A 14,140-nucleotide genomic window follows, 5' to 3' on the forward strand; every position below is an offset into this window, starting at 1 on the left:
CGCTCACACCTTCCTGTCCGCTATCGCTTTCGCCGCCACATTCATCTTCTGGATCAATGAGTCCTGACCCTAGCTCAGAGCGTCGATCCGCAAGCGGTGATGAGCCAGATCGAACAGGTTTCTGAAAATCAGGCCAAGCGCTGAAATTTATCGGGCGCCAAGGTCGACCCGAATATCTGAATTGCCGGTCCGGCATTCAGAGTTTTTTACATTTCCAATCAGCTAAGTGATTGAAAATGGCGCGAGTGACGGGGCTCGAACCCGCGACCTCCGGCGTGACAGGCCGGCACTCTAACCAACTGAGCTACACCCGCGCAAGACGAGCACGGTCAGCCGTGTTCGTCGTTGGGGCGGTGGATAAGGCGTAAGCCACCGGGTGTCAAGCGGAGCGCGACAGCATAACAGCAAACAGCAGAAGGTTTTTTGACGAGCCGGATTTTGCCGCCGAAAACGACCAGCGGCGGGGCCGTCGTGCGCTCATTTGGCCTTGCGAACCCCGTCCTAACTGCTTAAAGGTCCGCCCCGGAGCGGGCGATTAGCTCAGTTGGTAGAGCGCTTCGTTTACACCGAAGATGTCGGCGGTTCGAGCCCGTCATCGCCCACCAAATTTCTTAAGGAAATCCGCACAGTTACCAGCTTCCAGATCTCGGTGACCTCAGCAACCGCCACCGAAACCGCCACCGATACAAGCCTTGAAAAGGTAGCGCTGGTCCAGCGTACTTGACTGGCAACCCGCAAGTCCTGATCCTGCATCGGGGGATGATGGGGATTCAGGCATGGGCTGGCGGGCTGAAAGAGCTTACGAAGAGGCGCAGGCGAAGGCATTCCACCAGTGGCAGGCCTCGCTGAAACGAGCGGAATACTGCATGGGACCGGTGGCGGCACTTCGTCGCCGGGGCTGCGACCGCCGCCATTTCATGCGGTCGCGGGATACCTCGACCCTGAGGGCATTCCACGCATGCGGGTCTTCCTGGACAAGCTCAAAGAAGGCTTGCAGAGCGGCGTCACTGGCAACGGTGATGTCCGTTCCTAGTCACCGGTACGATGGGATGCCGGGGCGGCGGACCTGACGGAAGCCCTTGCCGCCACGACGATGCGTTTCGCCACATACCGTTTACGTCTCACATCAGGCTTGGTCTTTGGGCCTAGTTGAGAACCATTCGGCGGTGCAACCGTGTGTCGATCGAGTCGAACACTAGAACCGGCACGAAACCAGGACGGACATATCTCAGACCATAGCCGATCACGGTTCCATCGGCCGTGACTTCTTCGATTTCCAGCACGGCATCGTTGGGCAAGCTCAGGTAATCACCACCCAACTCCCGGGACCTTAGCCCGAAGCTACCGATCTCGAATTCCCGCTGCACCGCCTCGACTGCAACGCTGTGCAGAGGATGCTCACGTGTGATGATATCAAGCAATTCAAACTCGTTTCCACCCTGTCGTTCCACCTGCACCATTCGGGGAAGCTGGCTCAGCACCTCAGCGTGCTCCCGCAGGAACGGAATGGGATCAAATAGGCTGGCGATCTCAAAAGACTTCGTCCTAGATATGGGTAAATCGGTCGCTTCGATCGTTTGCTCCGTGCCGTCGGGACTCCTCTCTACGATCCTGACCTTCAACAACTTGTTCGGCAACACCGATATAACAGCGGTCACTCGCCTGTCGTCGCTGTCCCACACGCCACGCCACATCTCTGGGCTGGAGAAACGGAACGACTGTGAATCGATGTTTGACGGCGGCGTAGAAGAAAATGGAATCGTTGTGGAGGCAGCCGGAGCGGTATTCGTCACCTCGATGTTCAAATGCCAGTGAAAGTCACCGTAAGGCTGAGTGAAGATCTGTCCGACGGACCAGAATACCAGCCATGGAAGGCTCTGCACTTCCGCTAGCTCGTCGTGTGGCGAGAAGAAGTTGGTCCGCTTAACCGAGATCGTGGCCGGGGTCGTGTCCCGCGTGTCGAACTCTCCGGACCCAGGGGCGATGGTCGGATCAAAACGCATTGTCTCGACACTCGCACCCCTACGCGGTGACCAATAGGGCAGGAAGTGTGAGATTTTGAAGAACTCACTGGTTCCGCTTGTGTTCGTGGTTCGGAAGGCGACCCATCCTTCTGTGCCCGTCATGATGCTGCTCAGAATGGGAATGTCGCCCCCGGACTCCGCTTGATAGTGGCCTGATTGGCCGGGGTTGATAAGTCCAGCTGCCTGGGAAGGAAGGCTTCCCTCAGCCCACTCACCGTGATCAAGATGATCCTTTACCCACCTGATGGGGGCTTGGCCGGAATTTTTGATCGTGCACCTAAAGAGACGCGCTGTCATAACACCCTCCTCGAGCTAACCTCTCTATTTATTCTCCATGAAAGCAAGCACTGAAAGCTTACGGCAACTTCCCACTGGCACGTTCTTATTGCGCGCCAGAGGAAAATAGGAACTCAAACTATTGTGCTATTTGTACTCCTTAATTTTCTTATGTCTAGGAGTAGGTTAATTGGCACACGAAGTGGCCGACCAAGAGTTGCATTTCCTTAGAAAGTATGATTGCTGCTTAAGCTATTATTAACCATGTGTCGGCCGAAATAATCCGGTTAACGCTTGTGGCAACCATTCAAGCTTATGTCTCCTACCTCACCGATATATGAGTCAAACCAATGTGCGGATTCGGGGGCTATTTCGGGTCGATCCGGGATGCGGAAGCTTTGCTTGCGCGGATGATCGCTGCGATCGCCCATCGCGGGCCGGATGAGCAAGGGAAGTTTGTGGCAGCCGACGCCGGGCTCGGCCATGCGCGGCTGTCGGTGATCGGGATCGGTGATGGCCAGCAGCCGATGTCGGACGTGTCAGGCAATTTGACGATTGCGTTCAACGGCGAGATCTTCAACTACCTGGAACTGCGCGAAGGGCTGATCGCCAAGGGCCGGCGCTTCCGTACGTCGAGCGACACCGAGGTCATCCTGCACCTGTATGACGAGATGGGCGAAGACTGCCTGTCGCTCCTGAACGGCGATTTTGCCTTCGCGATATGGGATAACAGGCGTCGGCGCATGGTGCTTGCCCGAGACCGGATGGGTGTCCGGCCGCTGTTCTACACGAACAGGGACGGCGTGCTGTACTTCGCGTCGGAGATCAAGGCGCTGCTGAAGGTCCCCGGCGTCTCGGCCGAGATCGATCCGATAGCACTCGACCAGATCTTTACGCTGTGGGCGCCGATCGCTCCCCGCACGGCTTTCCGCGATATCCACGAGCTGGAGCCGGCGAGCGTGATGATTGCGACACCGGGGCAAGTCACGGTGAAACGCTATTGGCACCTCGACTATCCGCATCGGGACGCGCCGTCGAAGCTCACGACCGAGGACGATGCGGCCGAGGAACTGCAGGCGCTGTTGAGCGATGCGGTGAGGCTTCGCATGCGCGCCGACGTGCCGGTCGGCTCTTATCTTTCGGGCGGGCTCGATTCATCCCTGGTCTCAGCGCTTGCCGCCGGCATGACTCCTCTCCAGCTGCAGACATTTTCGGTGACGTTCGACAGCGCCGAACACGACGAAAGCGCCTTCCAGATCGAGATGGCTTCAGCGCTTGGCGCCCGGCATCGAACCATTGCCTGCCAGGCCGGCGATATCGCCGGTGTCTTCCCCGAAGTCATCCGCTTTGCCGAGCGGCCGATCATCCGCACCGCCCCAGCCCCGCTCTATCAGCTGTCCGGCCTGGTTCGCCAGGCCGGCCTGAAAGTGGTGCTGACCGGCGAGGGCGCCGACGAGGTTTTTGCCGGCTACGACATTTTCAGGGAAGCGCGGGTGCGCCGGTTCTGCGCACGGCAGCCGGCATCGCGCATCAGGCCAAACCTGTTCCGCAGGCTTTATCCCTATCTACCGGGTCTGCAGCAGCAGTCCGTGGAGTATTTGGCGGCGTTCTTCGGCGCCGGCAACGCTGCGCTCGACGATCCGCTGTTCTCGCATCGGCCGCGCTTCAAGACCACGGCGGCGGCGAAGATTTTCTTTTCCGGCGACCTGCGCGCGACGTTGAAGGGCTATGATGCGGCCGAGGAACTGGTCAGCCGGTTGCCCCAGGCTTTTTCCCTGTGGCACCCGCTGCATCAGGCGCAATATCTCGAAAGCCGCTTCCTCCTGCCGGGCTATATCCTCTCCAGCCAAGGCGATCGGATGGCCATGGCGCATGGTATCGAAGGGCGGTTTCCCTATCTCGACCATCGCCTGGTGGAATTTGCCGCAAGACTTCCGCCTGAAATGAAGCTGAAGGGATTGGTCGAAAAGCACATATTGCGCAAAGCGGCGGGGCATCTGCTTCCCAGCGCGATCCGGGAGCGTGCCAAGCAGCCCTACCGGGCGCCGGAAGCTCGCTCCTTCGTTGGAGCCGGCGAACTGGACTATGTCAGCGATTTGCTGAGCGAAGCGAGCATCGCCGCCGGCGGACTGTTCAACGCCAAGGCGGTGGCGAACCTTCATGAGAAATGCCGCACGCAGCCAGGGTCGGGGTTCCGCGACAACGCCGCCTTCGTCGGCATCCTGTCGACGCAGCTGTGGCAGAAGAATTTCACCGGCCAAGAGGCTGGTGCAGTAAGAGCAGCTTGAGAAATCCAGGGAAGGAAAAAATGATGATAACAATCAAGGACAAGGTCAGAGCCTTCATCGTCGACAATTTCTTGTTCGGCGACACGTCTTACGAACTTGCAGATACAGCCTCGCTGATCGAGAACGACATCATCGACTCGACCGCCGTGGTCGAACTCGTGGCGTTCATCGAGGATACCTTCGGTATTGCGATGGTCGATACCGACATCGTGCCGGCCAACCTGGATTCGATTGAGCGTATTTCGTCCTTCATCAAGGCGAAAGCGCCGGCAGTCTAGGCCCGATCGGCGAGGAGCGTTCCGTGCGGATCGAACATTTTCTGGCCGCGAATGCCGCTGCCCAACCTGCCAAAACGGCATTGATCACCAGCCATAAAAGGCTGAGCTACGAAGAACTGGACGATCTCTCGAGCCGCCTTGCCGCTGTGCTTTTCGCGAACGGCGTCAGGCGCGATGACCGGGTCGTCGTTTTCATGGACAATTGCTGGGAGGCCGCGGTTTCGATTTACGCCGTCCTCAAGGCAGGGGCGACCTTCATCCCGGCCAACCCATCGACCAAGGCCGACAAGCTTGCCTACATCCTTGCCGATTGCGACGCTTCGGCAATCCTTACCCAGGCAAAACTGATGCCCGTGGTCGCCGAGGCCTGCGGCGGCAACACCGGCATCTTCGTGGCTTCGACCGTCGGTGCCGATGGCCAAAGCCCGGTGGGGGCTGCATCCCTGGCCGACTGCCTGACGCTCGCAGCCGGGAAGATCGACCACCGTGGCATCGACGTCGATCTTGCGATGCTGATCTACACGTCGGGCTCAACCGGCCGGCCCAAGGGCGTGATGATGACGCACCGCAATTGCGACGCGGCGGCGGACTCCATCACTACCTATCTGCGCAACTCGTCCGACGACATCATTCTGAATGTCCTTCCTCTTGCCTTCGACTATGGCCTCTATCAATTGCTGATGGCCGTCAGGCTCGGCGCCACGCTCGTGCTCGAAAAATCCTTCGCTTTTCCTCAAGCGATCTTCGAACGTATCCGCGAGGAGGGCGTCACCGGTCTTCCGCTGGTGCCGACGATGGCAGCGATGATCCTGCAGATGCGTGACCTGGAACCGGGCTTCCTGCCCAGCGTCAGCTATATTTCCAACACGGCGGCGGCCTTGCCGCCGGCCCATATCGAACGTCTGCGCTGCCTTTTTCCCGGTGTCAGGCTGTATTCGATGTATGGCCAGACGGAATGCAAGCGCTGCACCTATCTGCCGCCCGAGGAGCTCGACCACCGGCCGGGTTCGGTCGGCATAGCCATTCCGAACACCGAAGCCTTTGTCGTCGACGACAACGGGCAGAGCGTGCCGCCAGGTGTGGCGGGTGAGCTGGTCATTCGTGGACCGCACGTCATGCAGGGTTATTGGCGAAACGAAGCTGCGACGGAACGAGCGCTGCGACCGGGCCCGAACCCTTGGGAGAAGGTCCTCTACACCGGTGACCTGTTCAGGACCGATGAGGACGGCTTTCTCTATTTCGTCGGCCGCAAGGACGACATCATAAAGACGCGGGGAGAGAAGGTGGCGCCGAAGGAAGTGGAAGCCGTGCTTCACGCCCATCCCGGCATCGCCGAAGCCGTTGTCGTCGGCGTGCCGGATCCGCTGCTCGGGCATGCGATCGGCGCGCTCGTCATACGCTCGGACCCGAAGCTCAGCGAAAAGGATGTCATGCGCCACTGCGCCCGTCATCTCGAGGATTTCATGGTGCCCAAAATCATAGAGTTCCGCCTGGAATTGCCGAAGACGGATACGGGCAAGGTCAGCCGCCGGCTTGCGTCGGAGATGATGGAGGCGGCGCAATGATCGTTCGCCCCGGCGATGACGCGCCGACCATCCTGGCGCAGGCTTTGGCGATCGACCCCGGCGCCGAAACGGACAGGATCGTGACCGCCTTGCGCCAGCAGTTGCGCGGCATTCGCAAGCGCGGCCTGGTGCTCGGTCTTTCCGGCGGGATCGATTCCAGCGTTTCGGTGGCGTTGGCGGCGCGAGCCGTCGGGCCACAGAATGTACTGTGCCTCTTCATGCCGGAAAACGATTCCGATCCGGAAAGTCTGCGGCTCGGCCGCCTTGTCGCCGGCACTTTTGGTGTCGATTCTATTGTGGAGGATATCGGGCCGATCCTGCGCGCCATGGGCTGCTATCAGCGTCGCGACGCCTTCATCCGCGAATTGGTCCCGGACTACGGCGAAGGCTGGGCCTCGAAGATCGTGATTGCGAACGCCCTCGAGCATGAGGGCTACAATATTTCGTCGCTGGTGGTGCAGGACCCCGGGGGCAAGCAGACCAAACTGAGAATGCCGCTGCCGGTCTATCTCGGCATCGTCGCCGCCACCAACATGAAGCAGCGCACCCGCAAGCAGATCGAATATTTTCATGCCGACCGGCTGAACTTCGCCGTTCTCGGAACGCCCAACCGGCTGGAATACGATCAGGGCTTCTTCGTCAAGAACGGTGACGGCGCGGCGGACGTCAAGCCGATCGCCCACCTCTACAAGACGCAGGTCTATGCGCTGGCGGCCTATCTCGGCGTGCCCGAGGAAATCCGCAATCGGCCGCCGACCACCGATACCTACTCGCTGGCGCAGACGCAGGAGGAGTTCTACTTCTCGCTTCCCTATGACCGCATGGATCTTTGCCTTTGCGGCCTCAACAACGGCGTGGCGGCCGAAGTGGTGGGGCAGGCGGCAGGACTGGACGCCTCGCAGGTGGAACGCGTCTGGGCCGACATCGCCGCCAAACGCAAGGCGACGCGCTACCTGCACCTGCGCCCGCAACTCGTTGATGAGGTCGAGGAAGTCGATACCTGACCTGCCTCTCCAACCTGGCCACGGCGAGCGCTTCAGGGTGACCGATGTTCCGCCTGTCCGTCTTGAATGCGCTCGGCCAGTCGGACGGAAATCGGCGGTGCTGGACTAGTTGAGCGAAGGCAAAGGCTTCCAACGATCAGCCAATATCTTCGCTCCCGCACGACTGAATGCTTCAGGTGAAGCGGCCCAGCCGGCTCCACTGCTCGCCCGCAAGCCCGTTCAGGAAAGCTTGCGAGTTCTTCATGGCGTTCAAAAGCTCTGGATCGCGTGAATGCACCACGGTCGAGGCAACGGTCAGGAAAGCGATGCGTCGCCCAAGCATTGCTTCCAGAAGTGCAGGTTGAATGCGGCCGCGCAGGCCGCTGACGCCGCGTACGGCGGCATCATCGATCAGGCAGTCGATCACCGAACCCGCCTGGCCGGGGAGGGCGAGGATCTGCAGCACGCGACCGATTCCGCCCGCCCATGCGTGATAGGCGAATGCGCCGACATTGGTGCCGACCGGCGATGCCACGGAAACATAGACAAGCTCGCCCAGCTCCGGTTTTTGTGCCGCATCGGTCAGCATATGATGGATTTGGCCTGCCGCCCAGTTCGGGCGCAGGGCGAACTGGGCGGTCAACGGTTCGACGAGCCTGGCAAATGCGTCGCCGTCGATTTGCGATGTCCGAAAGGCTCCATGGCCTGCCCCGTCTGCCGCCACGCCGGACCAGCGTCGTTCGCTGGACTTCATTCGTCGGCAATAAAACCGGTCGAGGGTATTGGCAAACGGACTGAGCATTCGGGCAAGCTTCATGCGACTGGCGGAAAGGCCGAGCACAAAGCTCGCCGGCCGCATCACGCGCACCCAGTCGAGACTGTATTGCGGCAGGACAACGCCGCGCAGTCGGGTCCACAACTTTGTGGAAATGTCGTTGGCGGTCTCGCTGAACGAGATATCCTGCGGACCATCCAGATAAGCCTTCAACAAGCGGGCGCCGGCCATCGGGTCGCGTTCATGATCCTCGACCATGAGCGAACTGCAGATGGCGGCGCGTAATTGCCTGCCGTTGAACTGCATCGGCAACACGTGAACGCCGACGAACCCGGAGACGCGGCCGGCGTCGTTGACATGGACAAGCGACCGCAGATCGCCTCCGCAACCCGGCGCCTCCAGATAAAACCGTCTCATATAGTCGATGAGCGCGGCCGGTGCTTCGGTCCGCTCCTTGCGCAGCACGCGTTGGAACATGCCTGCGACTGCCGGAAGATCGGCACCTTCCAGGGCGCGAATGACGCTCAAGCCCGGCTCCCGGCACCAGAGTCCCCGCGTTTCCAGACCATGGCAAGGCCCGGCTCCCCCTTGGCCATCGCGGCGAACGGCAACTGCCCGCAGCTATGCAGTCTACAATTGCACTCGCTCCGGTGATGGTCGAAAGGAGAGCTGTGACGCTGCGGCAAGGTAGGCCCTTTGCTTGATCATGAATACGAGCGTCGCTGCTGTTACCAGCTTCGGGTAAACCGATGCTGAAGTATTGGGCGACGAATCGAGTTTATCGGGCGCGGATCATGGCGGAAGCAGCCGGAAGTCCTTGCCTTCGGGCAGCAGCTGCCCGCCGTCGACGATGATGGTCGTGCCGGTAATGTAGCTGGCGTCGTCCGAGGCCAGGAACAGGAAGGCATTGGCCGCGTCGCGCGGGCTGCCGAGGCGGCCGAGCGGGATGGAGTCCTCCATGTTCTTGATATAGGCGGCGCCGCGATGCAGCTGGATGGCTTCGGTGAGGATATTGCCGGGCTCGACGCCGTTGACCGTGATGCCATAGGCCGAGAATTCGAGGGCGGCCGAACGGATCAGGCCGTTGATGCCGGCCTTGGTCGCCGAATAGTGGCCGTGACCGGGGCTGGTGACGTGCGGGCCGGTGATCGAGGAGGTGAACAGCATGCGGCCAAAGTGCTGCGCCTTCATCGGAACGAGCGCCGCACGGGCGGCATTGAAGCTGCCGCGCAAATTGACCGCCATGACACGGTCCCAGTCCTCCGGGCTGGTGTTTTCCAGCAATTGCCAGGGATAGATGCCGGCATTCTGGACCATGATGTCGAGACGGCCGTGATGGTCGAGCGCCAGTGCAACGGCGGCTTCGGCATCGGCCATCTGCGAGATGTCGGTGCGGATGAAGGCAGCGCCGAGCTCGTCCGCGGCCGCTTGCCCGGCCTCGACCTCGGTATCGGCCAGCACCAGCTTGGCGCCCTCTTCGGCAAAGCGTTGTGCGATGCCCTTGCCGATGCCGCGGGCACTGCCGACGATCAGCGCGACCTTGTCCGAAAGTCTTCCGATCTGTGGGCGCCCGGTCATGCCAGCCCCCCTCTCATGCCAGTCTTTGGCGGATGGTTTGCTTGAACGCGTCGAGCAGCACGGCAGCAAGCACAAGCAGGCCGTGGATCACCTGGGTGAAGTTGGCCGGCAGGCCCATGAGGTTGATCGCCGTGTTGATGGCCGACAGCAACAGCACGCCGGCATAGACGCCGGGCAGGGTGCCGACGCCACCCTTGAGGCTGACGCCGCCGATGACGACGGCGGCGAAGGCGTTGAACAGCAGGCCGACGCCGAGATTGGCGGTGGCGCCGGAGGTGCGGATCGCCAGCAGCCAGCCGGCAAGGCCGGCGATGGCGCCGGCGAGAACGAAGGCGATGACGAGGTTGCGGTTGACGCGGATGCCGGCGCGGAAGGTTGCGGTCTCGTTGCCGCCGATCATGATCAGGTGCCTGCCGAAGGGGGTCTTGGCCATGATCAGCGAGAACACCACGAAACTCGCAATCGCGATCCAGGCGGTGAGCGGCAGGCCAAGCAGGCGCTGAATGCCGAACCAGCGGATTGCCGGCGCGAGGTCCTGTGCCGAGCGGCCGCCGGAAATGACCAGCACGAGGCCGCGCACCCAGATGTAGGACGCCAGTGTGATGATGAAGGCACTCATCTTCACCTTGACGACCAGGTAGCCGTTGATGGCGCCGATGATGCCGCCGACGACAAGCCCAATCAGCAGCGAAACCGGAACCATCAGCCATTCCGGGTGCAACTGAACGCCAAGGCCGATACCCGCCGAGCAGAACAGGATGCCGACCGCCATTGCACTGAGCGCCGCCACGGATTCGACCGACAGGTCCATGTGACCGGTGATGATGACCAGCGCCAGGCCGATCGACATGACGCCAAGCACGCTCGACGCCTCGATGATGTTGGCGAAGATGCCGAGCTGGAAATAGTTCGGAATGGAGATGGAGAAGACCACCAGCACGACGACCAGCATGAACCAGACGAGGTTGTCGAGGACGAATTCGAGGGCGTGGCGCGTGCGGGGTGACATGTGCTGATCCGGCTGGCGCATCGATTCTCGGAAAGGATCACGCGCGGATTGGAAAAATTGCTGCAGCTTGCTCTGCGCGTCCGTTCGAACGCCCAGGGCTCCGGGCCAGCGCGGCCCGAAGCCTTGGGCGACTTTGCTATTCGACCGGCTTCACGGTGCCCGAGGGCGGCTTCATGTTGCCCCAGAAGGCCGGGTTGTCGACGTTTTCCTTGGTGATCGCAGCGCCGGGGATCTTGATGTTCGGTCCCCAGGCTTCAATCGTCACGGCCGACTTCAGGCCGAGCACATCGTACTCGCCCGGCTTGATCTCCTGCTTGTTGACGACCTTGTCCATGAACATGGCGACGGCGGCGGCCTGAGCGTAGAGCGGCTGCTCGACTTCGACGTTGAGCCAGCCCTTGCGGATCAGGTCGAGGCCGACCGGCGCGCCGTTCGAGCTCATCAGCATGACGTCGCCCGGTTTCTTGCCGGCGGCCTCGAGCGAGGCGACGGCAGCGACCGAGAGATGCGCGGCGTGACTGAAGATCAGGTCGATATCCGGGTTGGCGAGCATCTGGTCGTTGACGATGGTTCCGGCTGCATCCGCCGCCCATTGCATGGCCGGAACCGAGATGATCTTGACGTCCGGGAACGCCTTCATCTTCTCCTCGAAACCCTTCTGGATGTCGAGCGTGTAGGGGTCGCCAGGATCGCCAAGCACCTGGAGGATCTTGCCTTTCACCGATCCATGCTTCGCCTTCAAAAGCTTCTCGGCCTGATCGGCGGCAATCTGGCCGATCTCGACCGTTCCCGCCACCGAGGTGAAATCGGATGGCGTCGAGGTGATCTGGCGATCGAACTCGACAACCGGGATGCCGGCGGCGCGGGCGGCCTCGATCGACGGCTTCAACGCATTGAAATCGACGGCGGCAAGAATGATCGCCGACGGCTTGAGCGCAATGACGTCGTTCATCTGCGATTGCTGAGCGTCGGTCTTGTTGTCGGCGTTCAGCGTCTTCATCTCGTAGCCGACCTGCTTCAGGAACATCTCCAGAGCGCTCACCGAGCCGGTCTGGAATTCGTCGAGCAATGTCGGCACCAGGTAGTAGACGGTGCCCTTGGACTGGGCGAATGCCGGCGTGAGCGTGGCAAAGGCCAGTGCCAGGATACCGAAGACGGAAAGAAGTATTTTCTTCATGTCGTTCGCTCCTCTTGCGCCGGACCCCTCATTTTGTCCCTCAGCCTGCCGGTCCGGCACCGGCGAGCGTCTCTCCGGTGATCATGTCGATCACCGCGTCGGGACTTGTCTTGTTGCGCGCGACATCGCCGGCCACGACGCCTTGCCGGATCACCACGATCCGGTCGGCGACCTGGAAGGCCTGCTGCATGATATGGGTGATGATGACGACGCCGATGCCTTGCCTCGCCACCTGGCGGATCATGTCGAGGCCGCGCCGCGTCTGCTCGACACCGAGTGCTGCGAACGGCTCGTCGAGAAGCACGAGCTTGCCGCCAAAATGCACGAATCGATTGAGTTCGATGGCCTGCCGCTGGCCGCCCGATAGATGCTCGACATTGGTTCTGAGCGAAGGGATGCGGGTGCCGGCGCTGGCCAAGGCCTTTTCGACCACCTGCTCCATGGCCGGTTCGTCGAGCACGGGAACGCCAAGGAATTTCCTGGTGATCTCGCGGCCCATGAAGAAATTGGCCACCACGTCGACATTGGTGCAAAGCGAGAGGTCCTGGTAGACGGTCTCGATCCCAGCCGCCTTGGCCTCGGCGGGAGATTTGGCGAGGAATTCCTTGCCCTCGAACAGCATGCGGCCGGAGGTCGGCTCCAGGCCGCCGGCGATGATCTTGACCAGCGTCGATTTGCCGGCGCCATTGTCGCCCAGAAGCGCCACCACCTCGCCTTTGCCGATCGAGAAGCTGATGCCCTTGAGCGCTTCGATCGCGCCAAAATTCTTGGTGACATTGTCGAGCACCAGCAGGGGTTGGCTCATGCCAGGCTGAGCTCCGCTCATGCCGCGATCCCCTTGCCTTGCAGTATATCTCGCCCGCGTTCGCGCTCGGCGGTGAATATCTGGCCGAAGCGCGGCGAAAGCACGCCTGAGACGGCAAGTGCGGCGGCCCCGCGCAGCACCGCATGCTGGCCGCCGCGTGCGACGGTGACACGCGGCGCCGTGCGGTCGCTTCGCGCCGAGATCGAGTTGGCAAGCCTGGCAGCCGAACCGGCCAGCCGTTCAAGCAGATCGGTGGACGCCAGTCCGCCGAGGATGATGGTTTCGGGATCGAACAGGTTCTCGACGATGGTGATGGCGTTGCGGAAGATCGGCCCGACTTCGTCAACCCAATCGGCGTCGCTGATGTTCCGGCGCTGCAGCGCCTCGAGCGAGAGGTATCGTTCGAGGCAGCCGCGATTGCCGCAGGGGCACGGCTCGCCGCCCGGCACGACAGGGATGTGCCCGATTTCGCCGGCGTTTCCCCAGGCGCCGCGTAGCGCGCTTCCGTCATGGACCATGACGCCGCCAAGACCGACACCGAAATAAAGATAGTAGTATTCGGAATACCCGATCCCGAGGCCATAGAGGCGCTCGCCCATTGCCGCGGCCGCCATGTCGGTCTCGAAAAACGCGGGCAGCCCGGTCGAGGCCTCCAGCCGTTCCCGAAGCGCCACGTCCTTCCAGCCGGTCATCGTCGTCGGGCCGACAAAGCTCATCGACTCCACGCCGAAAGGGCCGGGCAGCGCCATGCCGATGCCGAGAACGCGACCGCCCGGCCGCAGTCCGGTCAATTCAAGCACCATCGCGCCGATCAGATCGAAGGCATGATCGGGCGTTGCGTTGGGGGCCTCGCGGTAGGCGCTCTCGATCACGTCCCCGCTCAAATTGATCAGCGCGGCATTGATACCCAGCGGAGTGACGTGGATGCCGACGGCATAGCCGCCCTCCGGGTTGATCCGCAGGGTCGCCGGAGGCAGCCCGCGCCCTCGCGGCTCTTCGCGCATCGACAGAACGTAGCCGTGTTCTTCCAGCTCGCGAACGATGGTCGAGACCGTTTGAACGGTGAGCCCGACCCGCTTGGCAATGTCGCCGCGGGCGATCGGACCGTGAAGGCGGATGGACTCAAGGACGATACGCCTGTTGTAAGGCCGCCCAAACTCCTGATTGGTCCCCCGCAGTGCCATGTCTTGCATCCTGGAAGACAAGAGGGTGGCACCGAATATTTATTCAGTCAAATGGAATTCAAAAAGAATTCCGGCGTTCCTTCGCGCCCCCCTCTGTCCTGCCGGACATCTCCCCCAACAAGGCATATGCGCTAAGATAGGTGTTGCAGCGGGGAATCGGTTGTGATTCTACGCTGCGATGACTCACGAATCGCTTGT

General features: G+C 61.4%; 11 protein-coding genes and 2 tRNA genes. 5 read left to right on the plus strand and 8 right to left on the minus strand.

Features of this window, described 5'->3' with window-relative positions; genetic code table 11:
- Positions 1-237: 237 nt before the first annotated feature.
- Positions 238-314 (minus strand) — tRNA-Asp (locus AC0L2Z_RS33535).
- Between the two features lie 215 nt (positions 315-529).
- Between AC0L2Z_RS33535 and AC0L2Z_RS33540 the strand changes: the two genes are divergently transcribed.
- Positions 530-605: transfer RNA gene (locus AC0L2Z_RS33540), tRNA-Val, on the plus strand.
- Positions 606-1,145: 540 nt separating this feature from the next.
- Here AC0L2Z_RS33540 and AC0L2Z_RS33545 read toward each other — a convergent pair.
- On the minus strand, positions 1,146-2,321 hold the full coding sequence (locus tag AC0L2Z_RS33545; protein WP_473630425.1) for a hypothetical protein: 1,176 nt from the start codon (positions 2,319-2,321) through the stop codon (positions 1,146-1,148).
- A gap of 329 nt (positions 2,322-2,650) precedes the next feature.
- Between AC0L2Z_RS33545 and asnB the strand changes: the two genes are divergently transcribed.
- Genes asnB through nadE form a run of 4 tightly spaced genes read left to right on the plus strand, consistent with a single transcriptional unit; the run spans position 2,651 to position 7,435 of the window.
- Positions 2,651-4,588 (plus strand): asparagine synthase (glutamine-hydrolyzing), encoded by a 1,938-nt coding sequence (gene asnB / locus AC0L2Z_RS33550; protein WP_128246669.1) that lies wholly within the window; start codon positions 2,651-2,653, stop codon positions 4,586-4,588.
- Positions 4,589-4,608: 20 nt separating this feature from the next.
- Positions 4,609-4,866: an acyl carrier protein gene (locus tag AC0L2Z_RS33555; protein WP_128246668.1), complete on the plus strand. Its 258-nt coding sequence runs from the start codon at positions 4,609-4,611 to the stop codon at positions 4,864-4,866.
- A gap of 23 nt (positions 4,867-4,889) precedes the next feature.
- A complete protein-coding gene (locus AC0L2Z_RS33560) occupies positions 4,890-6,431 on the plus strand; it encodes a class I adenylate-forming enzyme family protein (protein ID WP_128246667.1) in 1,542 nt (513 codons plus the stop codon).
- The gene (nadE, locus tag AC0L2Z_RS33565; RefSeq protein WP_473630426.1) at positions 6,428-7,435 is read left to right on the plus strand and encodes an NAD(+) synthase; all 1,008 of its coding nucleotides are present in this window, start codon (positions 6,428-6,430) and stop codon (positions 7,433-7,435) included. Before AC0L2Z_RS33560 ends, nadE begins: the two co-directional genes overlap by 4 nt.
- Positions 7,436-7,607: 172 nt before the next feature.
- Here nadE and AC0L2Z_RS33570 read toward each other — a convergent pair whose 3' ends face one another.
- The 6 genes from AC0L2Z_RS33570 to AC0L2Z_RS33595 form a co-directional block, all read right to left on the minus strand.
- The gene (locus AC0L2Z_RS33570) at positions 7,608-8,717 is read right to left on the minus strand and encodes a hypothetical protein (protein WP_473630427.1); all 1,110 of its coding nucleotides are present in this window, start codon (positions 8,715-8,717) and stop codon (positions 7,608-7,610) included.
- A 264-nt stretch (positions 8,718-8,981) separates the two neighbouring features.
- The gene (locus tag AC0L2Z_RS33575) at positions 8,982-9,767 is read right to left on the minus strand and encodes an SDR family NAD(P)-dependent oxidoreductase (RefSeq protein ID WP_473630428.1); all 786 of its coding nucleotides are present in this window, start codon (positions 9,765-9,767) and stop codon (positions 8,982-8,984) included.
- A 13-nt stretch (positions 9,768-9,780) separates the two neighbouring features.
- Positions 9,781-10,776 carry an ABC transporter permease gene (locus tag AC0L2Z_RS33580; RefSeq protein WP_473630429.1) on the minus strand — a complete coding sequence of 332 codons (996 nt, stop codon included), beginning with the start codon at positions 10,774-10,776 and terminating at the stop codon, positions 9,781-9,783.
- A 136-nt stretch (positions 10,777-10,912) separates the two neighbouring features.
- Positions 10,913-11,953, minus strand: coding sequence for a sugar ABC transporter substrate-binding protein (locus AC0L2Z_RS33585; RefSeq protein ID WP_023798316.1), 1,041 nt, complete (start codon positions 11,951-11,953; stop codon positions 10,913-10,915).
- Between the two features lie 40 nt (positions 11,954-11,993).
- Positions 11,994-12,758, minus strand: coding sequence for an ATP-binding cassette domain-containing protein (locus AC0L2Z_RS33590; RefSeq protein WP_091591840.1), 765 nt, complete (start codon positions 12,756-12,758; stop codon positions 11,994-11,996).
- Positions 12,759-12,775: 17 nt separating this feature from the next.
- Positions 12,776-13,942, minus strand: a complete 1,167-nt coding sequence (locus AC0L2Z_RS33595) for an ROK family transcriptional regulator (protein WP_287247526.1) — start codon at positions 13,940-13,942, stop codon at positions 12,776-12,778.
- Positions 13,943-14,140: the final 198 nt, after the last annotated feature.

It is taken from the genome of Mesorhizobium sp. WSM4850, from assembly GCF_055811735.1.

Coding starts and splice junctions, on each gene's coding strand:
- asnB (WP_128246669.1), top strand. CDS start 2,651: ATGTGCGGATTCGGGGGCTATTTCGGGTCGATCCGGGATGCGGAAGCT.
- AC0L2Z_RS33595 (WP_287247526.1), bottom strand. CDS start 13,942: ATGGCACTGCGGGGGACCAATCAGGAGTTTGGGCGGCCTTACAACAGG.
- AC0L2Z_RS33585 (WP_023798316.1), bottom strand. CDS start 11,953: ATGAAGAAAATACTTCTTTCCGTCTTCGGTATCCTGGCACTGGCCTTT.
- AC0L2Z_RS33580 (WP_473630429.1), bottom strand. CDS start 10,776: ATGTCACCCCGCACGCGCCACGCCCTCGAATTCGTCCTCGACAACCTC.
- AC0L2Z_RS33575 (WP_473630428.1), bottom strand. CDS start 9,767: ATGACCGGGCGCCCACAGATCGGAAGACTTTCGGACAAGGTCGCGCTG.
- AC0L2Z_RS33555 (WP_128246668.1), top strand. CDS start 4,609: ATGATGATAACAATCAAGGACAAGGTCAGAGCCTTCATCGTCGACAAT.
- AC0L2Z_RS33545 (WP_473630425.1), bottom strand. CDS start 2,321: ATGACAGCGCGTCTCTTTAGGTGCACGATCAAAAATTCCGGCCAAGCC.
- AC0L2Z_RS33590 (WP_091591840.1), bottom strand. CDS start 12,758: ATGAGCCAACCCCTGCTGGTGCTCGACAATGTCACCAAGAATTTTGGC.
- nadE (WP_473630426.1), top strand. CDS start 6,428: ATGATCGTTCGCCCCGGCGATGACGCGCCGACCATCCTGGCGCAGGCT.